Raw genomic sequence first — 15,572 nt, forward strand, 5'->3', positions numbered from 1 at the left:
CTGCTTTACCTGCAATCTCCGCCTCTTCTTACGTTTGAATGAAGCTTCCTGCAATAATAGGAAAAGCCACCTTCTCTACTAGTTATTTTATAAAGGAAGGGTTCCTGAAATATTGATTTCCCTCAGCTTTTTACGTATTTCTAATATGCATGCAGGCAAATTTAAAACACCAATCTACATAGAACAACCTTCTTCTCGCTTAACCCCTATAAACTAGAGTAAATGTAAGAAATATAAATAGATTGTTATATGTAAGCAGGTGTTCTCAAATGTTCTCTACCCTAGTTACGTTGTTACCTTTACTATATTACTTATTTATTAAGTTAGTTTTGATGATTTGTTAACAAGATGTTAATCACATGTTAATATTTTTTTGTTTTTTTTTACAATTTTCACCACATTAATTATTTATTTCTCACTATAAAGTTAGTTATTTCTTTTCTTACAGCGACACAAATTAAATAGAAATAATTTATAAAAATACTAAATTTCCCAAAAATACTTTTTTCCATATTTTTTCTATAATAATATATAATATGATAGAATTTTATAAATTTATGAAAAGATTAAGAGGCGATATGGGATGAAAAGGTATATTAAAATAAAAGGTATTGGTGTATATGTTCCAAAACGAAAAGTAGATTCTTTTGAAATAGATCGTATGTTAGGAGTCCCTGAAGGCTGGACTTTAAAAAAAGCTGGAGTGAAAACGAGATACTTTGTCGATGAGGAAACTTCTTCTTATATGGGAGCTGAAGCTGCAAAAAAAGCTGTAGCAGATGCGAATTTAACATGGAAAGATATCGATTGTATCATCTGTGGAAGCGGAACAATCCAGCAGGCAATTCCTTCTACTGCATCACTTATTCAAGAACAACTTGGGCTACAGCATTCTGGTATTCCATGTTTTGATATTAACTCAACATGCTTAAGTTTCGTAACAGCACTTGATACAATTTCTTACGCAATTGAATGCGGGAGATACAAAAATGTGGTTATCATTTCTTCTGAAATTTCTTCTGTAGGATTAAATTGGGGACAAAATGAAAGTAGCATTTTATTCGGCGATGGCGCAGCGGCCGTTGTTGTAACCAAAAGTGATCACACTTCTTCCATTATAGCTTCTCATATGGAAACGTATAGCTCTGGCGCACATCTATCGGAAATTCGCGGCGGGGGAACGATGATTCATCCTAGAGAATATAGCGAAGAACGAAAAGAGGATTTTTTATTCGATATGAATGGCAGAGCTATTTTCAAATTGTCCTCTAAATATATGTTAGATTTTATCGAAAAACTACTTATGCATACAGGTTATTCGTTAAATGATATCAATTTAATTGTTCCACACCAAGCAAGTGGACCAGCTATGAAACTAATTCGTAAAAAGCTAGGTGTCGATGAGGATCGCTTTATGACTATTTTTGAAGACTATGGGAATATGATTTCTGCATCCATTCCGATCGCTCTTTTCGAAGCAATTAAACAAAAGAAAGTGCAACGCGGAGATAAAATATTATTACTAGGTACTTCTGCTGGGCTTTCTATCGGAGGCATTCTCCTTGAGTACTAAGAAAACAGTATTAATTACTGGCGCACGCGCACCAGCAGCATTGCATTTATGCAGGCTGCTTAAGAAAAACGGACATACCGTCATTATTGCAGATAGTATTCCTTATCCATTAAGCAAAGTTTCAACGAGCACTGATCATTTTTATGAAATTCCTTCTCCAAAATGGAAAACAGATGAATGTATCTCTGCACTACAATTAATTATTCAAAGTCATGATGTAGATTTACTTATTCCTACTTGTGAAGAAATATTTTATATATCCAAACATAAAGAGAAATTAAGCCGATTTTGTCATATATTTGTAGACGAATTTCAAAAACTTGCATTACTTCATAATAAGTGGGAATTTATTCAGTTCGTAACGAAATTAGGTTGGCCAGTTCCTGCAACATATAGAACAAATAACGAACAAATCATACAGGAAATGATTCAACAAACATCACCCGCCACTCCTTTTGTGTTAAAGCCTATTTTCTCTCGTTTTTCTGACAAAGTAGCGTTTATTACAAAAGAAGATATTGAAAAAGGCATCACGATGGACAAGCAAAATTATATCATTCAAGAGTTTATAAAAGGAACGCAGCATTGCTCCTACAGTATTGTACAATCTGGGAAGGTATTAGCTCACTCTGTTTACAAAACGGAATTCACGGCGGGCTTAGGTGCTACTATTGCTTTCGAGCATATTAACCATCCAAAAATTGACCAATTTGTTGAACATATCGTAAAGGAGCTAAATTTCTCTGGGCAAATCGCCTTTGATTTTATCATTCCAGAAGATGGAGACGCTATTCCGATTGAATGTAATCCACGTACCACAAGTGGATTACATTTATTCGACGAAGAAGTAGTATCCGCTTTTTTTGCTAAAAAGGTGAACAATATGCGCATTCCTAAGCACAACTCCCAATGTGCAATTCGATTAGCAATGCTTTTATACGGAATTCCTTACTTAAAAAGCAAACAAACACGTAAACGATGGTGGAAAGTCCTATGTTCCTATCCAGATATTATTTATAGTCGCTCTGATAGAAAAACATTTTTTTATCAGTTTTATAGCATGTATAAATTATGGCATGAAAGCTATAAACATGGACGGACTATTTTGGAGCAAACAACATATGACATATCATGGGACGGTGAAAATTTATGAAAACGCTAGTAACTGGAGGAACTGGTTTTCTGGGACAAAAACTTGCTTTTCGATTAGCGAGTATGGGTTATGAAGTAACAGCAACCGGGAGAAATAAGACAATCGGAAAATTATTAGAGCGAAATGGAATTGAGTTTGTCTATTGCCCTCTTGAAGACAGGCATAGTGTTCTACAAGTTTGTAAAGATAAAGACTATATCTTTCATAGCGGTGCCCTTTCTTCTCCTTGGGGCAAATATAAAGATTTTTACAATGCGAATGTATTAGGAACAAAGCATATTATTGAAGGAAGTCAAAAATCTGGTATAAAACGCCTCATCCATGTATCAACACCGAGTATTTATTTCTATTATGATGAACGACAAGATGTAGTAGAAAATGCGAAACTTCCTGATACATTTGTAAACCATTATGCGAAAACAAAGTACTTAGCTGAGCAATCTATTGATCAAGCATTCAATCATGGTTTACCTGTTATCACGATACGCCCACGTGCTTTATTTGGTCCAGGAGATAACGCCATTCTCCCGCGCCTTATTAAAGTATGTGAAAAAGGCGCTCTACCAAGAATCGGTACAGAAGATGTACTCGTCGATATTACCTATATCGATAATGTTGTAGATGCCTTACTTCTTTGTATGCATTCACCTAAACATACATTAGGTCAAAAATATAATATAACAAATGGTGAACGTGTAAATTTATATGAAGTAATTGAGAATGTGATGAAACGCCTTGGTAAAGAGGTTCAATATAAAAAGATTTCCTACAAAACCGCTTTTACAATTGCCGCTATACTAGAAGGTATTTCAAAAACCATTTTACTTGGAAAAGAACCTATTCTCACAAAATATACGGTTAGTGTACTTTCAAAAAGTCAGACTTTAAGCATTGATAAAGCTCAAAAAGAACTAGGCTATGCTCCGAATATCAGCATAGAAGAAGGAATCACAAAATTTGTAGAATGGTGGAAAACACAATGAAAATCAAATCTTTAAAGCTATACGATACAGGATATTGTACACACCCTGAAAAAGTTGCATATTCCAAGGGAAGTTGGAGACAAATTCGCTTTCCAGCTACAGTGGGGTTACTTCAACATCCAAGCTTAGGTTATATCTTGTTTGATACCGGATATGCTCGGCACTTTAAAGAAGCAACAAGAAAATTTCCTTACTCTGTATACGCTAAACTTACCCCTGTTCATTTTACAGAGGAGCAATCTATTAAACAGCAACTACTTCTTGATGGCATCCAGCCAGAAGAAATTAAATATATTATTCTTTCTCACTTTCACGGTGACCATACAGCAGGGCTACCTGACTTTCCGAAAGCAAAAATACTAACCTTCGCGAAAGCTTATGAAGATATAAAAAAGAGAAGTAAATTTGGTGCTCTATTAAAAGGTTGCTTAAAAGACACATTACCAATTGATTTAGAACAACGGCTGACATTCATTGATCAAATCCCGCCATCAAGCTTACCTCCTACATATGGAAAATTTGAAGAGGCTTATGACGTGTTTGGTGATGGTTCATTGCTCGCTGTTGATTTAACGGGACATGCAATTGGACAATTTGGTGTATTCGTCCATTTACATAGTAATAAAATTGTTTTTCTTTGTGCAGATGCAGTGTGGCTAAGTAAAACGTATGAAAACCTTGTATTTCCAAGTAAGATCGCCAATCTTTTAACTGGGGATGCAAAATCTTATCGTCTCAACATTGAAAAATTACATCATTTATCGCAAATATCACCTGAAATTGAAATTCTTCCAACTCATTGCGAACGCACATGGAATCAAATTAAAGCAGGGGTGTACTATGAATAAATTACGAATTCTCCAGCAATATTTGAAAACAAAATATCGCTTACGATTTTCAAATCGCGAACAATTGGAACAATTTCATAAACAACAAATAAAAAAACAACTTTTGTTCACTCTAGAGATGTCTCCTTTCTATCGCCAGTTATATACACCTTTTTCAAAAGAAATCGAAAAAGGGAACTTGGCTGCACTCCCTCTCATTAATAAAGAGGTAATGATGGAAAATTTTGATACATTAAATACAGTTTCTATTTCAAAGAAAGAAGCCTTTCATGTGGCATTTGAGGCTGAAAAGACCCGGAATTTTTCTCCGACTATTCGCAATATAACTGTTGGGCTATCATCAGGCACTAGTGGAAATCGCGGAGTTTTTCTCGTTTCTGAGGAAGAACAAACGATGTGGGCTGGTTCTATTATCGGTAAAGTACTTCCTTCTAGCATTCTACATAAACACACTATCGCTTTTTTCCTACGAGCGAACAGCAATTTATATGAAGCGACAAAAAATAAGCGAATCTCATTTCATTTTTTTGATTTACTAGATTCGTTTCAGCAACATATCGCTCGACTAAATGAAGTAAATCCATCTATTTTAATTGCACCTCCTTCTATGTTGCGAAAAATCGCTCATTGGCAACAAGAAGGACTTATTATGATTTGTCCCAAAAAAATTATCTCTGTAGCAGAAGTACTTGAAGATATTGATGGAGAGTTTATCAGTACAATTTTTCAACAAACAGTACACCAAATTTACCAATGTACAGAAGGCTTTCTTGCTACAACATGTAAACATGGTACATTACATATCAATGAAGACCTCGTTCATATTGAAAAAGAATACCTAGATCAGGAAAGAGGGATATTCGTTCCTATTATTACTGATTTCATGAGGAAAACACAGCCTATAATCCGCTACCGTCTCAATGACATATTAATTGAGAAAAAAACAACATGCGCCTGCGGCTCTCCCTTCTTAGCCTTAGAACGAATTGATGGTCGATGTGATGATATATTTATTGGGATAAGTGAATTGGATAAGAGTGAGATATCTATTTTTCCTGATTTCATCCGAAGAGCAATTATGTTTGCATCTAATGAAATTCAAGAATTTAAAGTGATTCAGCACAGCACAGACAAAATTGAGATTAAACTTAAAGTACCACCTGAACATTTCAAATCATGTAAATCTATCGTAATACAGGAGCTACATACACTATGGGACACTAAAAAATGTGTTGTACCACACTTTTTATTTTCACATTATGATATTCAGTTATATGATAAAAAATTAAAAAGAATAGAAAACCTTATAAAGCATGGTGAGAATATATGATTAAGCTACATGATATTCATTCTCTACACAGCATTGACTGGACCACAAAACGAGATGGAGCATATGTAAGAGACAGCTTCCTACCACTCTTACAAAATGGCATTACAGCATTTATTGAAAATGTTAATACTCAACTTTTTCTATTAGAAATTGATGATCTTGTATTACCAGTTACTGTTAATCATGAGGAGTTTGATAATTCATATGTATGTTCTCCTTATACACATTACATATCCTATGCGCTAGAAGAGTTATGGGAATTAAAAAAACCGTGGTTAGAGAAGTTACTAACCTACCCAATTCATCTTATCGGAAGCTGGCTACGACGAACGAATATTAATAAAGTAATTATAGTAAATAATTGGATGCTATCAACAAATCTTTACCATTCTATCAATAAACAACAAATCGAACAGATTACGAATTTACTTATTGAGAAATTTCCAGAGCATACAATTTTATTCCGTTCTTTAAATAGCGAATTATACCCTACAATTACACAAGCATTGTCTACTGTAGGTTACAATAAAATTATGTCTCGTTCTATATATTTATTTAATCCAAAAGACTATAAAAAAATGAACCGAAAAGCACGAAAAGACTTATTAAATGATAAAAGTTTATTAAAGAAAAGTAATTATGAAATAATTACGAATGAGGAGTTAACAAAAGAGGATATTTTACAGATTTCCGAGTTATACAATCAACTATATATCGAGAAATATTCCGATCATAATCCAATGTTTACACCAGCTTATTTATGGAATGCACTTCAGCATCATTTATTTGAGATAAAAGTTATAAAAAAAGAGGGGATAATTGATGGTGTCATTGCTTACTTTATTAGAGATGGAGTTATGACAACTCCTATACTTGGCTATGATACAAACTCTGGTCAGCAACAAGGCTTATATCGTATTCTTTCCCTCCTTATTACAATGGATTCTATCGAAAAAAATTTAATTTGTCATTGTAGCGCTGGGGCTGGAGAGTTCAAACGAAATCGTGGTGCAAAACAGCAGATTGAATACAGCTATATATATAATGACCATTTGCCACATAAACAACAAAAAGTCTGGAGAATCTTAAGTTGGATATTAAATACATGTATAGAACCGATGGCAAAAAAACATCAGTTTTAAACACAAAAAAGAGATAAGATTTCCTCCTTATCTCTTTTTTCACAATCTATATAAATCCATTTTGATTTTTCAACATATAAGTCACGGCGACGAAAAACAAAAGATGACCGCTACTTGTTTTCTCTCTTTGTTTTTACTTGGCATGGGGCAGGAAAAGGACCTGACCGCTTCTATGCATGGCTGGATGCTCTCTCCCACCTAAAAAGAAGGGTTTTATGTCGGTTTTTCAATTTGTATTTATATATATTATTCTGTAGGTTGCTTGATAATTTCATTTGCTCCTGCTACCCTTAGCATATTTGCGATTTCTTTAAAACCTCGATTTTCCGCATGCTCTAGTGGCGTAACGCCGTTTCGATCTGCCATATTTACATCTGCCCCATGATCAATGAGTAACTGAACAATTTGTTTATGATTTTCACTGCCATTTCCAAGAACAATTGCTTCTAGTAATGCCGTCCAACCAAGATCATTCCTATAATTCACATCGATATCCGTGCGACCTACTAGCTCTTTTACAACTTCCACATGCCCTCTTTCAGCCGCTGGAATGAGTGCTGTTCCACCATGACGATTCGTTTCTCTAATATTCGTGCCTGCATCAATTGTTAGTTTTACAATATCAACATAGCCCTCTTTGCTCGCATAAAGGAATGGATTTTCTTTATTTTCATCTGGAAATTCAATGTCTGCACCTGCATCGATCAATGCTTTCACTGTCTCAACATGATTATGATATGTCGCTGCCATTACAGGTGTTTCTCCTTTATCCCCTGATACATTTATGTTAGCTCCATCTTTTATTAATTTCATAACTGTTTCTGTATCGCCTAGTGTTGCAGAAAGTAATAATTGCTTATCCATTAAATTCATATTCTTTTTCTCTTTGTTCTCTTCTTCCTCTTTATGCGTCTTCTCTTGTTTTTTTTCATTTTTCACTTGAACCGGTTTAGATTCAACCTCTTCTTGCTTCTCACAAGCTACTATCATAATGAAAAGCCCTAATAACATAAATAATAAAAAATTTTGTTTCCTCACAACTACAGCTCCTATGAAAGATAATGTTTTTTTAACCATCCCTTCATCACATGTAACAACTCTTCTTCAATAGATTTATCCATAAGCCCCTTATATTCCTTCATTAATCGAATCATTGTATGCTTATGTTCATAATTTCTTAAAATATGGTTCATGTTCGGAATGATATGCCACTCTGCTTCACCATTAACATATGAAGCAATCAGTTTAGCATGCTCGGGTGGCACTTGTATATCACTGTCTCCCGTAATTGCTAAAACAGGACATGATACTTGCTCTAAATATGTAACTACATTATATTGTAACTGTTCTCTTAGCCATTTTGCATTCACTTTCGTACCTTTTATCCATATAACAGCTTTTGTTGAATGTTGTACCTTTTTCACCAGTACTTCATTTTGCTTTCTCATACGCCGCGGGATTTTCAACATTTTAGATAAACATCCTCTGAATCCTGACGCTATTTCTAACTCGTTAGCAACTTTATCTATTTGTCTTTCTAAGAGCGATTTAGATGGTTCTGCTGCACCAGCAAGTAATATTAATCCCGCAACTGATTCTCTTACGTAGACAGCTGGTGCAAGCAAAGCTCCCTCACTATGCCCCGCGATAATAACGCGTTTCGGATCTATTTGCGGATGATCCTTTAAAAATCTAATCCATAAAGCAGCATCATCAATAAAATCTGTTACCCCTGCTTTATAGTAATTCCCCTTACTTTTATGAGTACCACGTTTATCATAACGAAGCACTGCAAATCCTAAAGAGGTAAAATAATCAGCTAATTCCTTATATAAGTTTAACTGTAAACGACCTGTATTTCCATCACGATTTTCCTTCCCAGTACCACCAATCAACATAATAACTGGATATGTTTCTGAATAATATGTAGGAATTGTTAATGTTCCTTGAAGTGTAAAAGTACTTTCAATTGTCACAAACAGTTCTTTCCCCATTTCTATTCGCCTCTCATTCTTTTTCAGGAATGATAATCGTTGCAATCGCTCTTCTTTCCTACTATATTCTATGCCTATATTATCAAAAGTAAGAACAGGTATATAATCCAAACAGCTGTTGAATCATTTTCAACAGCTGTTTGGATTATATGAAAAAAATCTATTTTATTACTTACGATGAAGCTGCAATAATTGTAATATCAAGTTTTCCGTATTTCCATCATCTCTTATTTCTTGTGTAACCTTTCCATCTTCCATAAAGAGAATCACATCTCCAATATCTGCTGCTACATCCATCATATGTGTAGAAAAAACAATGATTGTACCACTTCTCTTTATATCTTTTAATAATGTAACAAATTCATTTACCCAATATGGATCTAAACCATTTGTTGGTTCATCTAATAGTAGTAATTTAGGCTTGGCGAGCCACGCTTGTCCAAATAAAAGCCTTTGTCTCATTCCTTTTGATAGTCTGTGTAAACACTCGCTTTGCTTCTCTTCTAATCCAAGTAATGCAATTACTTCCTGAACTCTCTCTTTTCCAACCTTTCGAAAAGCTGCATAGAATGATAGAAACTCTTGTACAGTCATAGATTGTTGCGCATGAAAATCATCTGGCATATAACCAATTTCAGCTACATATCGCCTTCTATTTTTATGCAATTCTATGTCCTGTAACCTTACTGTTCCAGATGTAGGTGAAGAGATTCCTGCTAATATATTAAGGATCGTACTTTTCCCCGCTCCGTTTCCACCGCATAGTACAATACATTCTCCATCTCTACCGTATAGCGAAGTAGGAAATAATGCCGTTTTCTTTTTATACTGCTTACAAATTCCATCAATTTGCAATACCGTCATTGGTTTCTTCTCCTTTCTAGTCGCCAAACAGCTAATAATAAGAAGATTACTGTATAGATCACACTATACATAAAAAGAATGATAACTACTGTCCCACTCTGAAAAAACATCACAAGCTGATCATAGGATTGTCCAAATACTGCCCCTCCCCCTAATTGAATAACAAATATGATTCTTAGCAGTTCAGCCGGATTACAAAACACAAAAACTTTTATAAGCGACGCTATCATCGTATATGGAACAAGATTAAGAATACTAATTACTGCCGTAGGCCACATCATAATGAGTAAAAACCAAACTGCAATTGAAATTGCTAACGCTTGCCACCTTGTCAAAGAAAATGCACCAATTGTTATACCTAAAACTATAAAAAAGAATATGAGAATAATAGAAAATAAGTAAATTGCTAGTATCCAGCTACTTTTAAACATACTTCCACTTAATAATCCAATCATTACACTACTTCCAAAGCTAAGTGTAAAAAGAATAATTTGCGCTATAAATTGACCAGCAATCTTTCCTATTACATATGAGGATGTAGTTAAAGGATATGTACACAGAAGCCGCCATTGTCCATTTTCCATCTCATTTGCAATTGAAAATGATCCTGCGATTAACATAAATAAAGGGATAATGTATAAAATTAAGTTTAAAATTGTTCCCATTGTGTTCGTATATCCCGCTAAGGATGGTACATTCCGTTCCATCAAAAATAATAAAGAAAGTATTACAATCCAAAGTAATAAAAATGTATACGAAGACTTTTCTCTTACTGTTCTACGCCACTCTGAATAGCATATATTCCACATATCATCACCCTTTTTATAGAAAAAGACAACCGCCTAAGGTTGTCTTTTATCCAGCTATTTGTAGGCTATAAAGCCTCTTTCCATTTTATTTTATATTAATGGGAGTGCCCTGAGTTATTCTCTTTCCCATGTTCCTTCTTCATTTTCCCCATCATTTCTTTATTCATTTCCCATTTATGATCCGTTAACTCTTTATATGAAAAGACTTTTCCAGCATGTTTAGATACAAAGTTTTCAGCATCTTTTTTCTCTTTAAAAGAAATTACATTGTATGCCATTGGCGTTTTAATTGTTTTATCATACACATAAGTAGCTTTATCTAATGAAATCCAATCCTTTGTATGATAATCTCGAACAAATTTTTCTTGTGTTTTTTCATTTTTATGTTCGTCCATCCATTTATACATACAACCAATGTCATCAAATTTTAGCGCTTTACCATTTTCTAAAATAACTTCCGTTGCGAATTGATTATCCATTACTGCCATATTACAAACATCACACTTATCATTTTTTTCATCGACCGCGACTGGCTCTGCGCCCTTCTTTCCACACCCTACCACTGCAAATACTAGGCACATACACATAACAAATACAACATGTTTTATTTTCATCAATATTTCCTCCCTAAAAAGAATAATATACTCCCCATAAGCAACATACTTACACTAATAATCCAAGCTTCAAATTGACTTTCTGTACCTCTTTCTATCTTCGAAAACTGCATACTCATACTTGGTTTATAATCAATTAACATCGATTCATCTGGAATTTTGATTAAATTTTGTAAAACAAGCATCCCAGGCGAATGAAAAAACAACTGGTATTCAGGAATATCCTGCGTTAAAACTAAAAAAAAAGAATCAGCCTTATAATGTAATGCACTAATACCTGTATGATTTAAATCTACTTTTAAAGCACCATCCCAATAATTACGATGAATTACATTATTCGTGCTTTTCGTAGCTTGTGATCCATTGATATTACTTAAAAAGGTATTCTCAGCTATTTCATTTTCATTTGCATTTTTTAATTGCACTCCAATAAAGTTATTTGTAACGATGTTTTTTATAATTCGATTATCTTTCGCCTTTTCAACATACATTCCCACTCTATTGTTAGTAACTTGATTCTGCATAACTTCCGTTTCTATCGAATCGTACAAAAGTAATCCTTGCGCATGAACATTTCTTCTATTATTGATAAATTGATTTCCCTTTACAGTCGTTCTTTTCGTACCCATAATCATCGCACCAGTTATATTATATTGTGATATATTATTGCTCACATTCGTACCATCAGAATACATAAGGTGAATACCATAACGAGATTGCCTAATGGAATTTCTTAATATTTGATTATTATCACTTTGCTCTAAATAAATCCCATCCCTTACATTTTTCATTCGAACATTTTCAATTTGATTCCAATGGGACTTCCATAAATCAATTCCATTACCGTTAGCTTCTCCTAGAATACTGCTATTCTGGATTTTCGTATTTTGAGTACCTTCCAACTTCATCCCAATTTGCTGTGTACGAATTTCTAAATCAGTGAAATTATGCCCGGTTCCTGCAACATATACAGCGGCTGTTCCCTCTCTTTTCTTACACTGCTCTATTTTTAGTCGTTTAACAGTAACATTTTCCCCATTCACCTTAATAACAGGTTTATTACCACAAAAACGAATCTTCGTATTTTTCTCTCCTTCCAACGTAATAGGTTTTGATATTTCAATCGTTTCATTATACATACCATTTTTTAGCTTTACAGTTCCGTACGCAGGAGTATCATCAATTTGTGATTGAATTGTTGCTTCAGCATGAATACGAAATGGGATACAAAGTAATACAAAAAATAAGAGAAAAGAAAATCGAATCATTTTCATATGTAATTCCTTTCTCTATCAAATTCTATTCACTTACTCATTTAGGAGAATACCAAAGATTTGTGTGAAATTTGTGTGAGATTTGTGAAAAAACAATGCATCTTTTGTAATAAATGGAATTTCCACTAATAAAAAAAGATGTGCAGCAATTTCTACACATCTTCTATCATTCGCAGCCAGTAATCAATAAATCATCTTCTAACTTAAGTAACAATGTATCCATATCAATTTCCTGACCAACCTCTATATTTACAGATCGTATATGACCACTAATTCCCACTGCTACTTTCTCCAGTGTTCCGTCATTTTTTCGAATCGTCATTAATTTTTCCCATTCATATACGTAAGAGGATTCATCAACGAAAATCTCTTCAACTCTTCCTTTATATGAACTATAAATCTCTTCAATCATTGCTTTCATTCAAAATCTACTCCCTACTTCACGCTTCTCTATTTTCTCATCTATTCTATCACTCCTGCAATAAACGCATTATATTTTTAAAAATTCAAAATAAAACTCATGAATAAAATGAACAAAATAACGATTATGCGTTTAATAACGTTATTTTCCTAATTATTTACCATACATACTCCCTTTCTTCATCACTACTATCTCCCTGATTCAGCCAATAATCCCCATCCACTAAATCAAACATTTCAATAGCAGTTATTTCCTGACAATTAGCATGTTGCAATACCATTTTCATCGGCTGTAAATCATCATCCCAATTAAAATGTAATACAAAAGCATGTAACAATTCCGGCGTATTTAATTGAGTCAAATAAGCATTTACTTCAGCAGGTTCTCCTTACAAATAACCTTTTTTACAGAAAATACTGATATCTACAAATAGATTAAGCTCTTTATCAGTAAAAAAGGATACCTCACAAAGATCAATTAAGCTTATTCAAATGTTAAAAGCTAAGTAAAACTAACATATTTATTGTACTCGTATATCTACTTCCTACACAAGAAATCCCAACTGAAATGCTGTATTACGTTATCTAATTCTATACTTCCTTCAAGCCGGTTCTCTTATCTCTTTTTCTTATTTACAGCATCCCATATAAATACAAACGCTAAATTTTATTTATTATAAAATACCAAGTAAAATAGAAAGACACGGTTATAAGAAAGTAGGGCGAAAAATGGAGTCAAAAGAACTTTTATTACAGGAAATCGCAATCATTGAAAAATGGGAGAAAGAACAGGAAGATCTTTGGTTCTTTGAAAAGTGGGGGAAAATCCCATTTACTATTCTTGATAAGTTAACTCCAAAGTTTATCCATAAAAAAATTAATATTTTACTAGATGAGCTCATTCAATATCTCAATTCTGGAAGTAAATATTTGATTCATCCACAAACAACAATAAAGAAATTTGAAAACGCAGCTTCTTTAGCAGATGTTCAAAAATCCCTTTTAAGTGAGATGGATACAATCGTTGATAAAATTATCGAAAATAGAAAATCTGTCGCAACTGCACAAGGGGCCACAACTGGTTTTGGTGGCATTTTCACCCTCGCAATTGATATTCCAGCTGTTTTAAGCATGTCACTAAACATTTTGCAAGAAATTGCAATTTGCTACGGTTATAATCCTGAAGATATTCAAGAGAGATTATTTATCGTAAAATGCTTACAATTTTCCTCGTCTGATATTGTAGGGAAACAAACCATTCTTCATGAATTAAAACATTTTGATGCTCGTGTCAATCACGACAATAGTATGTCCCAAATTAAATCATGGCGCGAAGTGTTTACTGTATATCGTGACAATTACGGTTGGAAGAAGCTATTTCAGATGATTCCCATTGCTGGTATGGTTTTTGGTGCTTATTTAAATCGAAAAACGATTGAGGAAATTGCTGAAGTAGGTAAGATGCTTTATAAGAAAAGAAGGGTACTAGATAGACTAGAAGGAATGAAATACATTTCTAAATAGTGTCTAAAAAGGTTGGCTGGTGCAAAGATAAAATAAAAGGGAATATACTATAATTGGAAATATTAACGGTATAAAAAACACTAAAGTAACTGAAAGAAAATAAGATATTATTTCCTTTCAGATGTTTCACCTTTCTAATTTTATAAAAAAGAAAAAGCACCTCACTCTTAACAAGGTGCTTTAGCAATTATACTTTTTATCCCGCATTAACGGGCAGTAAGACCCTTCGGAAAAAGCAAAGAAGTTAGGTGAGAGCTGAACTGCCCGTAAAAATCCGATTGGTGAGGGATGATAATCAGTGAGGGGATGAAGACCCCCCACTGATTAAAGTTTCACTTTTTTATACACGTACAGCTGTACCACTTACAGCAACCATTAACATTCCATCACGAACGACCTCGTAGTCTACATCAATACCAACAATTGCATTTGCACCTTTTTGCTTCGCAAGTTGTTTCATTTCTTCCATTGCAATATCACGTGCTTCTTTCAATTTACTTTCATATGCACCAGCACGGCCACCAACAACGTCACGAACAGAAGCAAATAGATCACGTACGATATTTGCCCCCATAATTGCTTCACCGTTTACAATATCGATATACTCAATAATTTCTTTTCCTTGAATAGTTGAAGTTGTTGTTATAATCATCACTGACACTCTCCTATAATATCTAAAAATTTACTAGTATTTCTTATACCTTTATTATCACATTGAAATAATAAATGGACTATCTAATAACCTTACATAAAGATGACAGTTTTGTAAGATTACATGGGTGAGGACTGATAATCAGTGGCAAACTCTTCATCCCCACTGATTATCAGTCCTCACCAACCAGAATTTCACAGGCAGTAATACCCCACTCTTTATTTTTAGGCAGGAGTATTACTGTCCGCGTAAATAAAGAGATACACTTAACTTTTATTAATTGTTACCGCACGTAGCTTTCAAATATGCATAGGTCGCTAAGTTTTCTAGATGAGTTAGAACATCTACTAGTAAGATTAACTTCATCATAGCTAACAAATCTTTCATTTTTC

General features: G+C 33.8%; 16 protein-coding genes. 7 read left to right on the top strand and 9 right to left on the bottom strand.

The features are described from left to right. The first annotated feature begins 583 nt into the window (after nucleotides 1–583). The 6 genes from AC1DIT_RS02565 to AC1DIT_RS02590 are packed head-to-tail and all read left to right on the top strand — an operon-like array spanning nucleotide 584 to nucleotide 7,029. On the top strand, nucleotides 584–1,573 hold the full coding sequence (locus tag AC1DIT_RS02565; RefSeq protein WP_016113039.1) for a beta-ketoacyl-ACP synthase III: 990 nt from the start codon (nucleotides 584–586) through the stop codon (nucleotides 1,571–1,573). Beyond that, nucleotides 1,563–2,726, top strand: a complete 1,164-nt coding sequence (locus tag AC1DIT_RS02570) for an ATP-grasp domain-containing protein (RefSeq protein ID WP_016113038.1) — start codon at nucleotides 1,563–1,565, stop codon at nucleotides 2,724–2,726. The genes AC1DIT_RS02565 and AC1DIT_RS02570 overlap by 11 nt, the downstream gene beginning before the upstream one ends. Next, a complete protein-coding gene (locus AC1DIT_RS02575; protein WP_016113037.1) occupies nucleotides 2,723–3,709 on the top strand; it encodes an NAD-dependent epimerase/dehydratase family protein in 987 nt (328 codons plus the stop codon). The genes AC1DIT_RS02570 and AC1DIT_RS02575 overlap by 4 nt, the downstream gene beginning before the upstream one ends. Continuing rightward, nucleotides 3,706–4,557 (top strand): MBL fold metallo-hydrolase, encoded by an 852-nt coding sequence (locus AC1DIT_RS02580; RefSeq protein WP_016113036.1) that lies wholly within the window; start codon nucleotides 3,706–3,708, stop codon nucleotides 4,555–4,557. The genes AC1DIT_RS02575 and AC1DIT_RS02580 overlap by 4 nt, the downstream gene beginning before the upstream one ends. Continuing rightward, entirely contained in the window at nucleotides 4,550–5,887 is a 1,338-nt protein-coding gene (locus tag AC1DIT_RS02585) for a F390 synthetase-related protein (RefSeq protein WP_016113035.1), read from the top strand. Before AC1DIT_RS02580 ends, AC1DIT_RS02585 begins: the two co-directional genes overlap by 8 nt. Continuing rightward, complete coding sequence (locus AC1DIT_RS02590) at nucleotides 5,884–7,029, top strand: hypothetical protein (RefSeq protein ID WP_016113034.1); 1,146 nt, start codon at nucleotides 5,884–5,886, stop codon at nucleotides 7,027–7,029. Before AC1DIT_RS02585 ends, AC1DIT_RS02590 begins: the two co-directional genes overlap by 4 nt. Before the next feature lie 246 nt (nucleotides 7,030–7,275). On the opposite strand, the gene AC1DIT_RS02595 is transcribed toward AC1DIT_RS02590, so the two are convergent. The 8 genes from AC1DIT_RS02595 to AC1DIT_RS02630 form a co-directional block, all read right to left on the bottom strand. After that, nucleotides 7,276–8,106, bottom strand: a complete 831-nt coding sequence (locus tag AC1DIT_RS02595) for an ankyrin repeat domain-containing protein (RefSeq protein ID WP_098116753.1) — start codon at nucleotides 8,104–8,106, stop codon at nucleotides 7,276–7,278. Further along, nucleotides 8,079–9,023, bottom strand: coding sequence for an alpha/beta hydrolase family protein (locus tag AC1DIT_RS02600; RefSeq protein WP_016113032.1), 945 nt, complete (start codon nucleotides 9,021–9,023; stop codon nucleotides 8,079–8,081). Before AC1DIT_RS02600 ends, AC1DIT_RS02595 begins: the two co-directional genes overlap by 28 nt. A 168-nt stretch (nucleotides 9,024–9,191) precedes the next feature. Then, the gene (locus tag AC1DIT_RS02605; RefSeq protein WP_016113031.1) at nucleotides 9,192–9,887 is read right to left on the bottom strand and encodes an ABC transporter ATP-binding protein; all 696 of its coding nucleotides are present in this window, start codon (nucleotides 9,885–9,887) and stop codon (nucleotides 9,192–9,194) included. Next, on the bottom strand, nucleotides 9,884–10,696 hold the full coding sequence (locus AC1DIT_RS02610) for an ABC transporter permease (RefSeq protein ID WP_016113030.1): 813 nt from the start codon (nucleotides 10,694–10,696) through the stop codon (nucleotides 9,884–9,886). Before AC1DIT_RS02610 ends, AC1DIT_RS02605 begins: the two co-directional genes overlap by 4 nt. A 95-nt stretch (nucleotides 10,697–10,791) precedes the next feature. Continuing rightward, nucleotides 10,792–11,310: a nitrous oxide reductase accessory protein NosL gene (locus AC1DIT_RS02615; protein WP_003195015.1), complete on the bottom strand. Its 519-nt coding sequence runs from the start codon at nucleotides 11,308–11,310 to the stop codon at nucleotides 10,792–10,794. Continuing rightward, nucleotides 11,310–12,584, bottom strand: coding sequence for a right-handed parallel beta-helix repeat-containing protein (locus AC1DIT_RS02620; protein ID WP_476998045.1), 1,275 nt, complete (start codon nucleotides 12,582–12,584; stop codon nucleotides 11,310–11,312). The genes AC1DIT_RS02615 and AC1DIT_RS02620 overlap by 1 nt, the downstream gene beginning before the upstream one ends. Before the next feature lie 166 nt (nucleotides 12,585–12,750). Continuing rightward, a complete protein-coding gene (locus tag AC1DIT_RS02625; protein WP_016113028.1) occupies nucleotides 12,751–13,005 on the bottom strand; it encodes a hypothetical protein in 255 nt (84 codons plus the stop codon). Between the two features lie 157 nt (nucleotides 13,006–13,162). Further along, the gene (locus AC1DIT_RS02630; RefSeq protein ID WP_033670995.1) at nucleotides 13,163–13,366 is read right to left on the bottom strand and encodes a DUF4274 domain-containing protein; all 204 of its coding nucleotides are present in this window, start codon (nucleotides 13,364–13,366) and stop codon (nucleotides 13,163–13,165) included. Between the two features lie 367 nt (nucleotides 13,367–13,733). Between AC1DIT_RS02630 and AC1DIT_RS02635 the strand changes: the two genes are divergently transcribed. Next, nucleotides 13,734–14,528 (top strand): EcsC family protein, encoded by a 795-nt coding sequence (locus AC1DIT_RS02635; protein WP_016113027.1) that lies wholly within the window; start codon nucleotides 13,734–13,736, stop codon nucleotides 14,526–14,528. Between the two features lie 340 nt (nucleotides 14,529–14,868). Here the strand turns inward: AC1DIT_RS02635 and AC1DIT_RS02640 are convergent, their stop codons facing one another. Beyond that, a complete protein-coding gene (locus AC1DIT_RS02640; protein WP_016113026.1) occupies nucleotides 14,869–15,180 on the bottom strand; it encodes a heavy metal-binding domain-containing protein in 312 nt (103 codons plus the stop codon). Nucleotides 15,181–15,572 lie beyond the last annotated feature (392 nt).

The sequence above is a fragment of the Bacillus sp. 05T22 genome (assembly GCF_056396765.1).